The sequence below is a fragment of the Sphingomonas sp. PSPC2-2 genome (assembly GCF_049897725.1).
GTDB lineage: Bacteria > Pseudomonadota > Alphaproteobacteria > Sphingomonadales > Sphingomonadaceae > Sphingomonas.
In genome coordinates this window covers 282,902-298,983 of the sequence record NZ_JAFCWU010000005.1, presented here as the reverse complement: position 1 = coordinate 298,983, position 16,082 = coordinate 282,902, and the positions used below count along the sequence as shown (strand labels likewise).

General features: G+C 65.8%; 13 protein-coding genes. 8 read left to right on the top strand and 5 right to left on the bottom strand.

Features of this window, described 5'->3' with window-relative positions:
- Positions 1–4: 4 nt before the first annotated feature.
- The 5 genes from ACP7BY_RS11620 to ACP7BY_RS11600 all read right to left on the bottom strand — a co-directional run bounded on the left by ACP7BY_RS11620 (position 5) and on the right by ACP7BY_RS11600 (position 6,134).
- Positions 5–2,413, bottom strand: coding sequence for a TonB-dependent receptor domain-containing protein (locus ACP7BY_RS11620; protein ID WP_405053304.1), 2,409 nt, complete (start codon positions 2,411–2,413; stop codon positions 5–7).
- Positions 2,382–3,335 (bottom strand): FecR family protein, encoded by a 954-nt coding sequence (locus ACP7BY_RS11615; RefSeq protein WP_137902998.1) that lies wholly within the window; start codon positions 3,333–3,335, stop codon positions 2,382–2,384. Before ACP7BY_RS11615 ends, ACP7BY_RS11620 begins: the two co-directional genes overlap by 32 nt.
- The gene (locus tag ACP7BY_RS11610; RefSeq protein ID WP_033965017.1) at positions 3,325–3,882 is read right to left on the bottom strand and encodes an RNA polymerase sigma factor; all 558 of its coding nucleotides are present in this window, start codon (positions 3,880–3,882) and stop codon (positions 3,325–3,327) included. The genes ACP7BY_RS11615 and ACP7BY_RS11610 overlap by 11 nt, the downstream gene beginning before the upstream one ends.
- A gap of 83 nt (positions 3,883–3,965) precedes the next feature.
- Positions 3,966–4,850 (bottom strand): glycosyltransferase, encoded by an 885-nt coding sequence (locus ACP7BY_RS11605; protein WP_171010558.1) that lies wholly within the window; start codon positions 4,848–4,850, stop codon positions 3,966–3,968.
- Positions 4,851–5,174: 324 nt separating this feature from the next.
- A complete protein-coding gene (locus ACP7BY_RS11600) occupies positions 5,175–6,134 on the bottom strand; it encodes a LysR family transcriptional regulator (protein WP_249340872.1) in 960 nt (319 codons plus the stop codon).
- 189 nt (positions 6,135–6,323) lie between these two features.
- Here ACP7BY_RS11600 and ACP7BY_RS11595 point away from each other — a divergent pair, with 189 nt between their 5' ends.
- The 8 genes from ACP7BY_RS11595 to ACP7BY_RS11560 are packed head-to-tail and all read left to right on the top strand — an operon-like array spanning position 6,324 to position 16,061.
- The gene (locus tag ACP7BY_RS11595) at positions 6,324–7,529 is read left to right on the top strand and encodes an aromatic ring-hydroxylating oxygenase subunit alpha (protein WP_033965016.1); all 1,206 of its coding nucleotides are present in this window, start codon (positions 6,324–6,326) and stop codon (positions 7,527–7,529) included.
- Complete coding sequence (locus ACP7BY_RS11590; RefSeq protein WP_033965015.1) at positions 7,526–8,785, top strand: cystathionine gamma-synthase family protein; 1,260 nt, start codon at positions 7,526–7,528, stop codon at positions 8,783–8,785. The genes ACP7BY_RS11595 and ACP7BY_RS11590 overlap by 4 nt, the downstream gene beginning before the upstream one ends.
- Positions 8,782–10,209, top strand: coding sequence for a (2Fe-2S)-binding protein (locus tag ACP7BY_RS11585; RefSeq protein WP_137902999.1), 1,428 nt, complete (start codon positions 8,782–8,784; stop codon positions 10,207–10,209). The genes ACP7BY_RS11590 and ACP7BY_RS11585 overlap by 4 nt, the downstream gene beginning before the upstream one ends.
- Positions 10,202–11,350, top strand: coding sequence for an NAD(P)/FAD-dependent oxidoreductase (locus ACP7BY_RS11580; RefSeq protein ID WP_231565092.1), 1,149 nt, complete (start codon positions 10,202–10,204; stop codon positions 11,348–11,350). Before ACP7BY_RS11585 ends, ACP7BY_RS11580 begins: the two co-directional genes overlap by 8 nt.
- Complete coding sequence (locus ACP7BY_RS11575) at positions 11,347–12,603, top strand: sarcosine oxidase subunit beta family protein (protein WP_033965025.1); 1,257 nt, start codon at positions 11,347–11,349, stop codon at positions 12,601–12,603. The genes ACP7BY_RS11580 and ACP7BY_RS11575 overlap by 4 nt, the downstream gene beginning before the upstream one ends.
- Positions 12,603–12,866 carry a sarcosine oxidase subunit delta gene (locus ACP7BY_RS11570; protein ID WP_033965013.1) on the top strand — a complete coding sequence of 88 codons (264 nt, stop codon included), beginning with the start codon at positions 12,603–12,605 and terminating at the stop codon, positions 12,864–12,866. Before ACP7BY_RS11575 ends, ACP7BY_RS11570 begins: the two co-directional genes overlap by 1 nt.
- Complete coding sequence (locus ACP7BY_RS11565) at positions 12,863–15,586, top strand: 2Fe-2S iron-sulfur cluster-binding protein (protein WP_137903000.1); 2,724 nt, start codon at positions 12,863–12,865, stop codon at positions 15,584–15,586. The genes ACP7BY_RS11570 and ACP7BY_RS11565 overlap by 4 nt, the downstream gene beginning before the upstream one ends.
- Positions 15,579–16,061, top strand: a complete 483-nt coding sequence (locus tag ACP7BY_RS11560) for a sarcosine oxidase subunit gamma (protein ID WP_137903001.1) — start codon at positions 15,579–15,581, stop codon at positions 16,059–16,061. Before ACP7BY_RS11565 ends, ACP7BY_RS11560 begins: the two co-directional genes overlap by 8 nt.
- The last annotated feature ends 21 nt before the right edge of the window (positions 16,062–16,082 follow it).

The window sequence follows — 16,082 nt, the reverse complement described above, 5'->3', positions numbered from 1 at the left end:
CACGTTACCAGGCGATCGATACCCCCAGCCGAACATTGCGCGGGCGCAGCGGCGTCGTTTGCTGCCGCGTTGCCAGAATGGTCGGATTGCCAAGGGCGAAGCGATTGGCCGTCGCATTGGCGAGATTGTCGCCAGTCAACGACACATCGAGATTGCGCCAATGCCACCCGATCTGCGCGTCAAGCACCCCATATTTACCCTGGCTGACGTCCAGGAAGTCGCCCGTTCCCAGTAGCGACCGCCCGACATAGCGGCCCGACACCCCGGCACTGAAGGTCGACGATCGGCCTCGCGTCCAGCGGTAGGTCAGCCCCCCATTGCCGGCAAAGGCGGGGGTCTCCGGCAATCTGCGATTGGCGCGCACGGACAATTGCGCAAGCGGCCCGTCGACGACATTGTAGGTGTAAAGAAACGCAAAGTTGGCGTGCAGCCCGCGCACGATCGCCCAATCGCCGGCAGCCTCCAAACCGACAATGTCCGCATTGCCGACATTGGCGGTATAAGGCTGGCCCCGCGTATTGTATAAATCGGCCTGAATGTTGCGCCAGCGCGCATAGGACACGGCAGTGGTAAGTTCCAATCCGGTCGGACCGGTGCGTTGCTTGCGGATCCCGACCTCGCCGACAAGAATCGAGTCCGAGCGGAAATCGAGAACGCGTCCAACACCCGTCGCGACGGCAAGCCCCCCCGTGCGATACCCCGATTGCAGTCGCGCGAATACGGCGGTGCGCTTATCGATCAGCCACGACAGCCCCAGCGTCGGATCGACGCGTCGGGTGGCGCGCCCCTTGATGAAGCTGTTGTTGCGCGGGCGCACGGAGGGCTCGCCATCGGTTCGAGCGGCCGTAAAGCGGGTACCGGCGGTGAGCGTCAGCCGCGAGGACACCGGCCAACTCGCCTCGCCAAAAGCCGAGAGGCTGTCGGTCATGTTGGTCACGCCGATGATATCGAGCGGCTGATCAGGCGGCCCGAGCGCCCGCGCCTGGATATCGCGATCATGCAGGAACGCGACGCCGACCAACCAGCCGATATGATCCGGCACCGCGCGCGACAGTCGCGCCTCCTGCACGAACAAGACATTCGACTGTTCGTTGGTGTAGATCGTCGGCCCCTTGCTGCCGATCGCGCGGGTGGCATCGAAGGTGTCCGACGTCTGCAACTCGACATAGCCCGTCGCCGAAATCAGATCGAGCCCGTTGTCCCAATGTTTGCGCACCACGCCACGCAGCAGTTTGATCTCGCTGCTATAGGGCTGAGCCAGCGAGCGCCGTGCGAGCGGGCCGACCGTCTGCTCGGCATATTGCGCATCTGCGGCGTCGATTCGCTGCGTTAGCGCACCCAGTTCGACGCCCCATCCACCACCCGGATCGACCGCGAGTGTCGCGCGTCCGCCAACCGTGTCGGTGCGGTTGATATTCGAAAGTTTTCTCGTCTGGTCTGCGATAAACCCGCCATCGCGGTCCCGATAGCCGACCACGCGCAGGCCCACGCGGTCCTCGATCAACGGTAAGTTGGCCATACCAGCAACATCGAAACCGCCGCCACCGCCCTCGGTCGCGGTCGCACCGCTGCTCAGCGAAGCCGAGGCCACCCGCAAATCAACCGGATTGGGCGTCAGCCGTATGATCCCGCCGATCGCCCCCGATCCGTACAAGGTCCCCTGTGGCCCCTCCAGCACCTCGACGCCTTTCATATCGTAAAGGTTGAGGCTGGGCTCCGGCCCGGAATATCCTAGAGGCACCTCGTCGAAATAGATGCTCGCGGTGGATTGCGTGGCACCGTTGAAGCTGCTGTCGGCAACCCCGCGAATGAAAATCTTGTTGCGACCGACGCCGAGCTCGGTGTTCTGCAAGACCGGCGTACCCCGCGCGACCTCGTCCATATCGATGGGACGCCCCGCCAATGCACCCGGAGAAAACCCGCCGACCATGAGCACGCTGCCGGGGAACCGAAGCAAGGTAGATTTCTGCTTGCCCGCGGTAACGATGATGTCGTCGCCTGACGCCGGTTCCGGAATCCGCCGCGCCAACAGGCGCGGATGAAGGACCAGTCGCGGAGCCCGTACGATGCGGTAGCTGCGGCCATCGACCGCCACCGCACGATAGCCTGTGCCATCCAGCAGCCGCCGCAAGGCTTCGCGTGGCGGCATCTGGCCGGTCACGCCCCGGGTCCGAACCCGCGCCAGGCCCGGCTCGGTGCTAATGATGTCGAAGCCGATTTGGCGCGCCAGCGCCGTCAATGCCTGGTCGAGCGGTTCAGCGGGGACCGCAACGCGCGGCGAATCGGCGGCCGCTGCAACCGGTATGCTGGCGAAAAACACAAAGGCGACGATGCGACGTCCCAGCCGTTTTGTTTTTCTGTTCAGGCACAGCAAATTACGGCTATTTCGGCGAGATGGTCCATCGCTCGCCATCGTGATGCCACTCAGCCCCAACCAGCGCGGCAATGTGCGGAACATCCCGCGCCGCTTCACCCGTGAAGCGGACCATGCCGGTAAAGGGCTGCTGCGACAAGCTCGGCTCAATCGAAAGGATGACTCCGTCGATCCGTCTGACCGAAGTGATGACACGCCCGAACGGTTCCCCGCCAAAGGCAACCACCCCATTTCGCCAGCTGCCGACCTTGGCGGCGTCGATCTTCATCACCGTCACGCTGCCAAGATCCTCCCGCGCCGAGACCGCAGCGCCCGAGCGCAGCGTCACCGCTTGCTGGCGCGGCTGGAACAAAACCGACCCTTCAGCGACCTGCACATCAAACCGCGCGCCATCGCGTTCGACATTGAAGACGGTTCCCAGATCCTGGACCGTCATCGTGCCGGATCGCACCGTAAACGGATCGCGCGGATCATGGCGGACATGGAAAGTCGCCTCGCCCGCCTGGAGCGTGGCAACTCTGGGATTGTTGCGGTCCAGCACCAACCGGCTCGCGCCGTTCAGCTCAATCCGCGTACCGTCGCTCAGCGCGATATCCTGCCGCTGACCTGGCTTGGTTTCAACAGCATAGGCGGCGCTCGCACTGCCGAACCCGATCGGTGCCACCATCAGCGTAACACTGGCTGCGGCCGCAACCGCTGCCCCTCCGCCAACCCACGCCCAGAGACGTCGAGTCGGTGGCCGCACCACGACTGGCGCTACCACCATGGGTTGCGCGGGAAAAAGATCGGCGCGTTCGGACAACATCGCCATGTCGAGCGCAACCGTGTCGAAGGCCTGCGCGTGCGCGGGATCTTCCTCCAACCAGGCGACGAAAGCGCGCCAGTCAGCCTCCCCCATATCGCCCTGGCGCAAATGCCAGTCGATGGCGCGGTCGACGATAGTCGCGTCTTCAACGGCCACGATGAGAGTCCCCTTCATCGGATAGACGATACACATCGCCCGATTCCGCCTCGCCCGCCAGTTTATATGCGTGAATTTCTTTAACAGCCCGTCTCAACAGCTTTTCGACACCGCTAACCGTCATGCCAAGCCGCTCGGCGATCTGCTTTTGGGGCAGGTTTTCGACGCGATACAGGCGCAAGGCCTGGCTCATCCGCTCGGGCATCGCGGCGAGCGCGGCTTCGAGTCGCGCAAGCCGCTCGCGCGCCAACAGGGTATGCTCGATCGAGGGATGCTCCTCGGCCGCAGGCTGCACCTCCAGCCATGCGGTGTCGCGCGCGCCCGCCCGCGCCGATGCGATCCGCCGATCCGCCGCCAGATTCGTAGCCATGCGATACAGATAGGCGGCCGGCTGGGCGACGGGCGGCGCGCCGTGCTGGTCGAGCTTGAGCCAAATATCCTGCAGCGCATCCTCTGCATCGGCGGGATTGCCGAGACGTGCCGCGAGCAAGCGCAACAACATCGGCCGTTCCGCCAGGAACACCGCCTTGAGACCGGCCTCGGTCATCGATGAAGAAGCAGCCACGGCATTCTGCCGTCTAGAGCGCGCCGCGCGTCACTTCGCAAGCGCGCACATACATTTACCGACGATCAGGCTGGTGTGGCCGAACGGTTGGCAAAATCCGTCTGCGCGTAAAACTGACGTTCGCGAATCCGGTCGCTCGTCAATTTGCGTGCGGCAAGCCGACGACCGAGGAAATCGTAGAAGAACCAGTCGCGGGCGGGCTTCGGAGTCACATGATACAGAACGCGTTCCAGCAACGTCCAGCGGATCGATTCCCGATCGCGTTCGCGGGGTGACGGCGCGCACCACAGAGCACCGCCATACGCCAGCCGACCAAGCTTCGCCATGCGGTGCATGATTTCGTGATCCTCCAGCACATAGCCCCAGCGGCTGGCATCAAATTGCCCCGCGCGGCGCAGCGCATCGGTACGGAACACTTGCCCCGCCCCGCCGGTATGGCACTGCGCTGGCAGCAGCTTGGCCGCGCGCGCCATGCGCTGCGCCGCCTGGGCGTGATCCTCTGCGGTCGCGGTGGGCGTGACGAAATAGGCACCGCCTGCCACTGCACCCGACGTTTCGAGCAGATGCTGCGCCTTGCGCAGATAATCGGTCGGATACAGCGTATCGGCATCGCACGTCGCGACGAACGGCGTTTGCGTGCATTCGATCCCGCTTTGCAGCGCGTTCACCTTGCCTGGACGGCGATCGACGCGCAGCGTGAAGGAAAGACCGAGCCGCTGGCAGATCGCCGCCGCAACATCGCCGCTGCCATCGGTTGAGCCATTGTCGATCAGAATCAGCTCGAACGGCACGTCCTGCGCGGCAAGGCTGGCCAAGGTCCCGTCCAGGAAATTCCGCTCGTTGAAAAAGGGAATCAGCACGGTCCACGCACAAGGGCCACGATCGACGCTGGTCGCGTTGGGCTCCCACGGCGAATTCCAGCCTTGATAGTCCTGCGATTCGAGTAACATGTGTCGTTCCTGCGCTGGTCAGCGTGGTCAATAGGTCGAGGAGAGAGCGGCGACTGCCGACAAGGCGCGCGCTCGGTTCGCCGTTGCGCAGGTGCCCCCCGACAGGCTGCGCCAACCGCCCGGCCGCGCAAAACGGGTGTCGACTCCCGTAAAGTGTTTCGCGGTCGGCATCGGCAAACGAGATCTCCTCGTTAACAAAACGATACCGACGCGCGAAAACCGGACGGGATAATCGGCGTTATGGAACTTTTTTTGCTATCGCGCGTGCGGTGGGCGGAAACACCCTCATAATGATCGCGATTTCAAACGCTTCGTTTGCCGACCTTACGCTTTCGCGTGGCCTCGCGCGGCGAAGTGCGCGATCAGCCAGCTCCGCACCATGCTGATCGTCGGGTCGGCCAGATCGTCGGCACGCAGTTTCAGATAGTAACCGAACCCGTCGTTGATTACCGCTTCATAGGGAATGACAAGCTGGCCTGCGGCGATTTCGGGCGCGAACATGTCGATATCGGCGAGCGCCACACCATCCGACTGCATCGCATAGCTGACCGCCAGTGCGTTGGCGTCGAAGGCAAGGCCACGGTCGGAGTCGAGCGCGATGCGACACTGATTGGCATAAGCGCTCCACAACAGTCCGCGCGGCTGCCCCTCCAGCTTGACGTGGAGCAACGGCGCATCGGCCAGGAACTGCTCCAGCGTCTTGCCCCGGTGCCGTTCGGCGGTCTGCGGAGCGCACACCGGGGCGACGCGCACCATCCACAACAGATCGGTGACGCGATCGTCGATATTGGGGCGATCGAACACGATCGCCATATCCGTCTCGGTGCTGGGCAAGCCGACCGCGTGCGAGCTCGAAATATCGATGCGGATGTCGGGATGCTCGGCGTGGAAGGCCTGGATCATCGGCATCACCACTTGCTGCAACAGCGTCGGCGGGATGTGGATGCGGATCGGACGGCTGGCGGCGGGATTGGCGCAGATCGCGTTCATCGTCTGCTCCAGCCGGTCGAACGCCTTGCCGACTTCGGGCAGCAGCACCTTGCCCGCTTCGGTCAGCACCAGCGCCTGGCCCGAACGATCGAACAATTTGTGGCCGAGCAGTTCCTCCAGGCTGATAACATGGCGGCTCACCGCGCTTTGCGAGACGTTGAGCGCCTGCGCGCCGGCGGTGAAGCTCAGCCGCTGGCCGACCGCGTCGAATGCCCGTAGCGCGTTCAGCGGCAACCAGCGCCGGTTGACAGGTGTGGTGCGTGCGATGGGAATCCCCCTGCTGGCTGGTGGCACATGGCAAGCCTTACGCGCGGCTATGCCGTTTTTCGATACCAAGCGTGTTTTTTCGGGCGGCGCAACGGTGCGGGGCGGCGGCGCCCGGACCCCACAGCTTTTGGCATATCGCCATGCGCAAATGCGATTTCAGCATCGCCTCCTCGCCATGTCACTCTTCTATGGTGGGCAGGTGGGAGGATTTCGGTTTTGAACCTCGGGGATATTTCGGCACTGCTACAGGCGCGTCCGGTCGGCCATTCGCTGCCCCAGGCGCTCTATACCGGTCAGGAAGCGTTCGAGTTCGATCTGGCGGCGATCTTCGGCCAGTCGTGGCTGTTCGTCGGGTTCGAGGCGGAATTGCGCCAGCCCGGCGACTATCTGTCCTTCATGATCGGTCGCTGGCCAGTGCTGGTGGTCCACGGCCGCGACGGCGAATTGCGCGCCTTCCACAATAGCTGCCGCCATCGCGGATCGATCCTGTGCAAGCCCGGCGAAGGCCATGTCGCGCGACTGATCTGCCCCTATCACAGCTGGACCTATGGTCTGGACGGGCGTCTGCTCGCGGCGGGACGGATGCCCGAAGTCTTCGACAAGGGCGAGCACAGCCTGAAGCCGATCCATCTCGAACGCGTTGCCGGGGCCGTGTTCGTCTGCCTTGCCGAAACGCCACCCGACATCGCCACGATACGGCGCGACCTGACGCCGCTGCTCGCGCCGCACAACCTTGGCCATGCCAAGCTCGCGCATCAAGCGACGCTGGTCGAATATGCCAATTGGAAGCTGGTGATGGAAAATGGCCGCGAATGCTATCATTGCGCGAGCGGCCACCCCGAACTCTCGCGATCCTTCCCGATCAATGCCTCGGCCTATTTCGATTTCGCCGATGACACCGCGACCCGCTTCGAACGGCGCATGGCCGATCTGGCGATGCCGATGGGGCCAGTGGGCGAGGATTGGTGGCAAGCGGTGCGCTTTCCGCTGAATGACGGCACGGTGGCGATGAGCACCGACGGGCAATTCACCGTCAATAAGCTGATGTGCGATATTGGCGGCGGCGATACCGGCTCGTTGCGCTGGGCGATCGAACCCAACAATTTCTGCCATTCGACCGCCGAATATACCTTTGCCTTCAGCGCATATCCGGTGTCGCCGACCGAAACGCATGTCGTGTCCAAATGGCTGGTGCATGAAGATGCGGTGGAGGGTGTGGACTATGACATCGCCTCGCTGACCGACCTGTGGACGCGCACCAATTTGCAGGACAAGGAGCTGGCCGAAAATAACCAGCTTGGCGTCAATTCGCCGGGCTATACGCCGGGCCCGTACAGCCCCGATGCCGAATCGCTGACAATGCGCTTCGTCGATTGGTATTGCGCCAAGGCCAACGCCTATCTTGATCGCGCGGCGCGATGAGCGACGAGACTCCTCCCGTGTGGCGTCCCGAAACGCTCGCGGTGCGCGCGGGCTACGATCCGGCCAGCGCCGCCAACGCCGCCAAGCCGCCGATCTACATGACCTCGACTTTCGCCTACGCCTCGGCCAGGCAAGCGAAGGACATTCACGAAGCGTATTTCGAGGGCACCGGCCCCGAAGTCGGGCGCCCCGGCCATATCTACGCCCGGCTGAGCCACCCCGGCCTCGACATGGTCGAGGCGCGGCTGGCGGCGCTGGACGGGGCCGAAGCCGCCGCTGTGTTCAACAGCGGCATGGCGACGCATTCGGCGATCGCCCTCGCGCATTTGCGCCCCGGCGACAGCGTGGTGTTCAGCCGACCGATCTATGGCGGCACCAATGGGCTCTATACCGGGCTGATGCCCGCCTTCGGCGTCAGCCATGCCGAATTTACCGACGGGTGCGACCGCGCCAGCATCGCGGCTGCGGTCGAGGAAGCACTCAGCCACGGGCCGCTCAAGCTGATCGTGATCGAAACCCCGGCCAACCCGACCGCCGCGATCGTCGACATCGCCTTGGTCGTCGACATTGCCGACGCCGTTGGCGCGCGCACCGGGCTGCGCCCGTTGGTGGTGGTCGACAACACCTTGCTCGGGCCATTGATGCAGCGCCCGATCGCGCTGGGGGCTGATTTGTGCATGACCAGCCTGACCAAATATTGTGGTGGCCATAGCGATTTGCTCGCGGGCGGCGTCAGCGGCAGCGAAGCGTTGGTCGCGCCGCTCCGGCTGTTGCGCACCACGCTTGGCAGCCATCTCGACCCCTATACCAGTTGGTTGCTGCTGCGATCGATGGAAACGGTGCATGTGCGGGTCGAGCGCGCAATGGACAATGCCCGCCACATCGCCGAATTTTTGCGCGATCACCCCAAGGTGGCGAGCATCCTCTATCTCGGCTTCCTGCCCGAAGGCAGCGCCGCACGCGCGGTGTATGATCGCCAATGCAAGGCGGCGGGATCGACCTTTTCCTTCGCGGTGGTCGGCGGCGAGGCGGAGGCGTTCCGCTTTCTCGACCGGCTGACGCTGCTGCGTTTTGCAGTCAGCCTTGGCGGATCGGAAACGCTCATCACGCATCCGGCGACCACGACGCATTATGCGCTCACCCCTGCGGAACGCGCGGCGGGCGGGATTACCGATGCCACGCTACGGCTGTCGGTCGGGATCGAGCATGTCGAGGATTTGCTGGCCGATCTTGCCCAAGCGCTCGACGCGGTATGACGGTGCGCGATTTCCACGCGATCGACGGCAAGGTGCCCGCGCCCGATGCGCGCTTCGATGTGGTGGTAGTGGGCGCAGGCCCCGCAGGCACGGCGGCGGCGATTGCGGCAGCGGCGGACGGGGCGTCGGTGTTGCTGATCGACGAAAATCCGGTGCCGGGCGCATTGATCGGCAGTGACGTTCCCTATTTCTACGGCGGTCGCATGACGGCGGCGGTGCAACAGCCCGCGCGGATGCTGGAGCAGGTGTTCGCCAGCAATCCGGCGCTCGAAACCGCTTTCGCCGCCGGGGTCGATGTCCGGCTCGGCACCTGTGCCTGGGGACTGTATGTCAACGGCCCCGCACTGCGCGCCTTGCCCGAGCCGATGCTGGGCATTGCCGATGCCGAAGCCGCGACAATGGTCGGGTTCGGGCGGCTGGTGCTGGCGACCGGCGCGCGCGATCTGGTGTTGGGCTTTGCCGGGTGGAACCAGCCGGGGGTGATGGGCGCGCAAGGCTTTGCCGCATTGCTGACGCGCTATGATGCGTTGGCGAGTCAGCGGATCGTGATCCTTGGAACGGGCGCGCTGGCGCTGGAAACGGCGCTGCTCGCGCTCGCGCGCGGGATCGCGGTTGCGGCGCTGGTCGAGGTGGCGGAGACGGTGCAAGGCCCCGCAGCGCTGGCGGCGCAAGTGGCGGCGGCGGGGGTTCCGATTTTGCTGGGGCACAACATCGCTGCGACCCGCAGCGGGATCGATGGAGTTGAAGGCGTTACCCTAACCCGTCTTCCTTCCCCGGCGAAGGAAGGCGCGCTGGAAATCCCCTGCGACACGATCGTGCTCGCGCTCGGCCTCACTCCGGCCACCGAATTGCTCGATGCGGCAGGCACCCGCCCCAGCGAAACGATCCGCCTGATCGGCGACGCCGCCACCGTCACCCGGCCCGACCCCGCCTATCTCCAGGCCTGGTCCACCGCGCTCAGCCAGCCCGCCACCCCCGATACGATTGTCTGCCAGTGCGAAGAGGTCACCCGCGCCGATGTGCTTGGCGTGCAGCCGCCCCGCTATCTCGAGCGGCCACAGGCAATGGCAGCGCGCTCGCTCGCGTCGCTCATCAACGACGGGCCCGCCCATCCCGACCAGATCAAGCGCTTGACCCGCGCCGGGATGGGCGCGTGCCAGGGGCGGCGTTGCCGCGATCAGGTGGCGTGCCTGCTCGCCGAACAGCAAGGCATCCCGCTCGCTGCGGTGCCCGTCGCCAGCTTCCGCGCGCCGGTGCGGCCCGTGCCGCTCGGCATCCTTGCCGACTGGCAGGAAAGCGCCGCGATGACGGCGGGATGGGACGTGTGGTTCGGCATCCCGACGCAATGGACGCCCTATGCCGTGATCGGCACGGCGGAAGAGGCGGAGCATGTCGCGGGATTGGGCGGCAACATGCATGTCTGAGGCAGAGCTTCCCAAGGGCGCGGCGGTCGTCGTGATTGGCGCGGGCGTCACCGGGCTCAGCGCGGCCTGGTGGCTGGCGCGCGACGGGTTCGACGTGGTCGTGCTCGACAAAGGCATCGTCGGCTGGGAAGCCTCGGGCCGCAATGGCGGCGGGGCCTCGCATTACCAGAGCCCGCTCTTCGCCGAGGAGCAACGGTTGTGGCCGCAGATGGACGATTTGCTCGGCTACCCGACCGAATATCAGCGCGAACGCATCATCATCCAACGTGATCCGGACCTGCTCGCCCATTACCGCGCAGTCGGGCGGATGTGCAGCGCGATGGGCTACCGCGTCGATGATCTGGACAGCCAGCAGGCGCAGGAAATGGTGCCGCTGACCGACCAGAGCTGCCTCGGCGGCATTCATCTGCGCTTCGGCGGCCATGCCAATCCGCAGCGCACGGTGCAGGCCTATGCCTGGGCGCTGCAGGATTTGGGCGGGCGCATCCTGCAACATTGCCCGGCCCGCTCGATCGAGACCGCAGGCGGCAAGGTCGTCGCGATCGATACGCCGCGCGGGCGGATCGCCTGCGATGCCCTGGTCGTGGCGGCGGGGCCGCAATCGGGGATGCTGCTTGCCCCCCTTGGCGTCGAGTTCCCGCTCGCCTCGGCCCGCGCCGAAATGATCGTGACCGAACCCGCCCCGCTGATGTCGATCGGTGGCGTCGATGGCAATGGCCTGTACGGGCGGCAGACGCTGCGCGGCAATCTCGCCTTTGGCGGCGGACCGCATGAGTGGATCGACGTGGATGAGACCGGCCCGAAAGCGCGCCCGACCTCGCCGCTGATCCGCAACCTCGCCCGCCGTGTCGCGGAGATGTTCCCCAAGGCCGCGCACCTGAACGTCATTCGCTCCTGGGCGGGGGTGATCGAGAATACCCCCGATGGCCGCCCGATCCTCGACCGGCTCGACCATCCCGCCAACGTTACCGTCGCGACCATGTCGGGGGTCGGCTTTGGCCTATCGCCCGCCAGCGGCCATGCTCTTCGCGATCTCGTCATCGACGGCACCTGCTCCTTCGCCGACATTACCAAGCTTGGTCTGGCGCGCTTCAAGGGTCTGGAACCCGATTGGCGCGAGCAGCGCGGGTGGGCGGCATGAAGCGCTATTCGGCACTGGCGCTGCTCAAGGCGGGCCTAACCGGGCAGCGCGGCTGGGAGCGGGCGTGGCGCGACCCTGAGCCCAAAAAATCCTATGACATCGTCATCATCGGTGGCGGCGGGCATGGCCTGGCCACGGCCTATTACCTCGCCAAGGTTCACGGCCTGCGCAACATCGCGGTGCTCGAAAAGGGGTGGATCGGCGGCGGCAATACCGGGCGCAACACGACGATCGTGCGTTCTAACTACCGCCAGAAACCCCTGCACGATTTGTTCGATTTCGCGCTCGATTTGTGGGAGGGGATGAGCGACGCGCTCAACTTCAACGTCATGTTTTCCCCGCGTGGCGCGCTGTTCCTCGGCCATTCGGACGGCGACATGACGGTGCTGGCGCAGCGCGGCGATGCCTTGCGCTGCGACGGGATCGATGCCGATTTGCTCACGCGCGCGCAGGTGCAAAAACTGGTGCCGCTGCTCGATATGGCACCCGATGCGCGCTTCCCGATTCACGGCGGGCTGATCCAGCGCCGGGGCGGCACCGCGCGGCACGATGCCGTCGCCTGGGGCTATGCGCGCGCCGCCGATGCGCTGGGCGTCGATGTGATCCAGAAGTGCGAAGTCACCGGCTTCGCCATGACCGGCGGGCGGGTGAGCGGTGTCGTGACGACGCGGGGGGCCATCGCTGCCGGTCGCATCGGCATTTGCGTGGCGGGCAATAGCGGCCCGGTCGCGGCGCTCGCGGGCCTCCAGCTTCCGATCGAGGCGCAGACGTTGCAGGCTTTCGTCACCGAGCCGGTCAAACCGATGATCGACACCGTCATCATGTCGCAGTCGCTGCATTGCTATATCAGCCAGTCGGACAAAGGCGGGATCGTGCTGGGCGGCGACCCCGATCACTTCCCAAGCTACGCCCAGCGCGGCCTGCCACCAAGGATCGAAAAAGCAGCGGCGGAAGCGATCGCGCTTGTGCCCGCGCTGTCGCGCTTGCGGATGGTGCGGTGCTGGGCGGGCACGACCGATATGAGCTTCGACGGATCGCCGATCCTGTCGGCGTTGCCAGTCGACGGGCTCTATCTCAATGGCGGCTGGTGTTACGGCGGCTTCAAGGCGACGCCTGCTTCGGGCTGGTGCTACGCGCATTTGCTGGCGACCGGCGACAACCACCCGCTCGCCGCACCCTTTGCGTTCGACCGCTTTGCGCGTGGCGCGACCATCGATGAAGCAGGCGTCGGCGTCCTGCCGCAGTTGCGCTGATGCTGCAGATCGATTGCCCCTCTTGCGGAGCGCGCGCGCAGAGCGAGTTCAGCTATGAACGCACGCTCGATTCGGTCGTGACGCTGGATATGCCCGCAGACGAAACTGTCCGGCGGCTCTACGCGCGCGCCAATCCGCGCGGCTTCGATGAGGAATTGTGGCGACACGCCTTTGGCTGTCGGCAGTGGCTGGTGTTGCGCCGCCACCGCCAGACGCACGAAATCACATCGGTCGCCGCCTTTGACCCGGCGCTGCATCGATGAGCGGCCCATCGCGCTTGCCCGGCGGCCCGGAGCCGACGCTGCGTTTCACCTTCGATGGCGTTCCGCTGCGCGCGCGCACCGGCGATACGCTGGCGGCGGAGTTGCTGGCCAACGGCATCGGCCTGGTCGCGCGCAGTTTCAAATATCACCGCCCGCGCGGCATCCTGAGTGCGGGCGTTGAGGAGCCCAATGCGCTGGTCACGGTTGGCGAAGGCGGACGGCGCGAACCCAATACGCGCGCGACCGACGTCTATGTCTATGACGGCCTCGTCGCGCACAGCCAAAATCGCTGGCCGAGCCTTGCTTTTGATCTGGGCGCGATCAACGGGCTCGCCGCGCGCTTCCTGACGGCGGGCTTCTATTACAAGACCTTCTTCGGCCCGCCCTCACGCTGGTTGCTGTACGAACGCTTCATCCGTCGCGCCGCCGGGCTGGGCAAGGCGCCGACCACGCCCGACCCCGACCCTTACGAACACCGTTCGGCCTTTTGCGATGTGCTGGTGGTCGGTGGCGGCCCCGCCGGTATCGCCGCCGCGCGTGCCGGGGTGCAAGCAGGCGAGCGCGTGCTGCTGGTCGAACAGGACCGCATAGTGAGCGAAGCGATCGACGAAGCGCGCGTGCTGACGCGCACCACCGCAACGGGTGTGTGGGATCATGGCTTCGTCACGCTCGTCCAGCGCCTGGTGGAGCCCGGCCAGTCGCCCGCTCCCGGTCAGCCCGCACAGCGGCTATGGCATGTTCGCGCGCGCCGCATCGTGCTCGCGACCGGCGCGATCGAGCGGCCGCTGACCTTTGCCGGGAATGACCGGCCCGGCGTGATGCTGTCGCAAGCGGTGCGCCGCTATATCGAACGGTTCAAAGTGCTGCCGGGCCAGCGCGTCGTCATCGCCACCAACAATGACGATGCCTATGCCACTGCCGATGCGATTGCAGCGGCGGGCGGCACCGTCGTCGCCATTCTGGATTCGCGCGCCGAAAAAAGCGCCATCGCCAACGCCGCCGCGCACCCGGTCCATACCAACGCCTTCCCGATCTCGACCTCGGGCAGACGGCATCATTTGCACTCGGTCGAGGCCGATATCTGGACCGAGTGTACGCGCTTCGAGGCCGATTTGCTGGCGGTTTCTGGGGGCTTCACCCCCGTCGTCCATCTCCACAGTCAGGCGGGTGGCGCGCTCGATTGGCACGAGGAAATCCAGGCGTTCGTGCCCGGTGCCTCCCGGCAAGCGGTGTCGAGCGTCGGCGCGGCCGCGGGCGATCTTCCCCCGGTCGGCACGGCTGTTGCCGACCTGCCAAACCCCAAAACCAGCTTCATCGACTTCCAGAATGACGTAACCGCCGCCGATATCGATCTCGCCTGGACCGAAGGCTATCGCTCGGTCGAGCATCTCAAACGCTACACCACGCTCGGCATGGCGACCGATCAGGGCAAGACCAGCAACATGGCCGCGCTCGCGCGACTGGCGAGCGTCGCCGGGGTGACCATCCCGCAAGCCGGGCTCACCACCTTCCGCGCGCCGTTCACGCCGGTGACGCTGGGCGCGCTGGCCGGGGCCGATGGCGGCGGCCATGCCGCGCCGAGCCGGAGGCTGGCGCTCTATGATCGCCACCAACGCCTCGCCCCGCTCTGGCAGCCGCTCGGGCTGTGGCACCGGCCGCGCGCCTATCCGGTGGCGGGGGAAACGCTGCATCAGGCGGCGGTGCGCGAAGCATGTGCAGTGCGCACCGTCGCCGGGATCGTCGATATCTCGACGCTCGCCAAATTCGCGGTGGTCGGGCCGGATGCGGCGGCGTTGCTCGAAAGCGTGTGCGCGACCGGCATCGCCAAGCTCGCGGTCGGGCGCGGGCGCTACACCTTCATGCTGCGCGAAGACGGCATGGTGATGGATGACGGCACCGTCTGGCGGCTGGAGGAAAACCGCTATCTGCTGACCAGTTCGACTGGCGGGGCCGAGCGGATGGAGGCGCATCTCAGCTATGCCCACCGCGTGCTCGCCCCGCATTTGCGCGTGTCGGTGGTGGCGCAACAGGAGCATTTCGCCGGGATCGCACTGGCCGGACCGTGCGCGAAGGACATTCTGGCCGAACTGACCGGCATCACTCCGCCCGCGCATATGGGGTTGGCCTATGCCGAAATCGCAGGGGTGCCTGTGCTGATCCTCGCCGCCAGCTATAGCGGCGAACGCGCCTTCGAACTCTATGCGGTGGCGAGCGATGCTGGCACGGTGTGGGATGCGCTGGAGACGGCGACCCGTGCGCGCGGCGGTGCGCCTTATGGGCTGGAGGCGCTCGAATTTCTGCGGATCGAAAAGGGCCATATCGTGATCGGGGCGGAGGCCGATGGCCGCACCACCCCGCACGACCTCCAGCTTGAACGGATGCTGCGCAAGAGCGGCGGTTTCATCGGCGCGGCGGGGTTGACCCGCCCAGCCTTGTCGGCCCCCGATCGCCTGCAGCTCGTCGGCCTGACCAGCGACACGCCGATCCCGGAAGGCGCAATGCTCGTCACCGCAACCGGAGAGCCGGTGCTGGGCCATGTCACCTCCGCCACCGGGCGCGTGCTGGGCGAGGGCGCGGTCGCGCTGGGCTTGCTCGCCGGAGGGAGAATGCGGATCGGCGAGAGCCTGGTCGCCACGTCTCCCACCCGCAGCCAGTCGGCCCGCGTTACCGTTACGGCACCGCTTTTCTACGATGCCGAAGGGACACGCTATCGTGACTGAGGCGCGGGTTACCCTGGCGATAGCCGCAGCGGGCGATGTCATCGCGCTCGACCTGTGGGACGATTCGGAGCCGCCAAATCTTCCAACCGGGCGGACCCTGCCGGTCGAGCCGCGACGCTGGTGGTTGATCGACGCCGCGCAGCACGCGCCCGCAATCACCGCGCACATCGCCGATCGTGGCGCGCTGTCGCCCCTTGGCGGCGGCCTGATCCGCGCCACGCTCACCGGCCCCGGCTGGCGCGGGCTGCTGAGCGTGAGCGGCTGGTTCGATTCCGAAAATCCGGATTTCGGCCCCGGCCAGATCGCCGCGACAACGATCCACCATGTGCCGGTGTGGATCGCGCCGATCAGCGACACCGCGTGTGAGGTCTATCTGCCAAGCAGTTACGCCGCTAGTCTGGTCGATCTGTGGACGCGCGCCATCGGGGTAACCGAACCGCCGCCTGCACCGTGCAACAGTCCCGACGGCAGCTGACGGCGGGGAAACGAACACAAT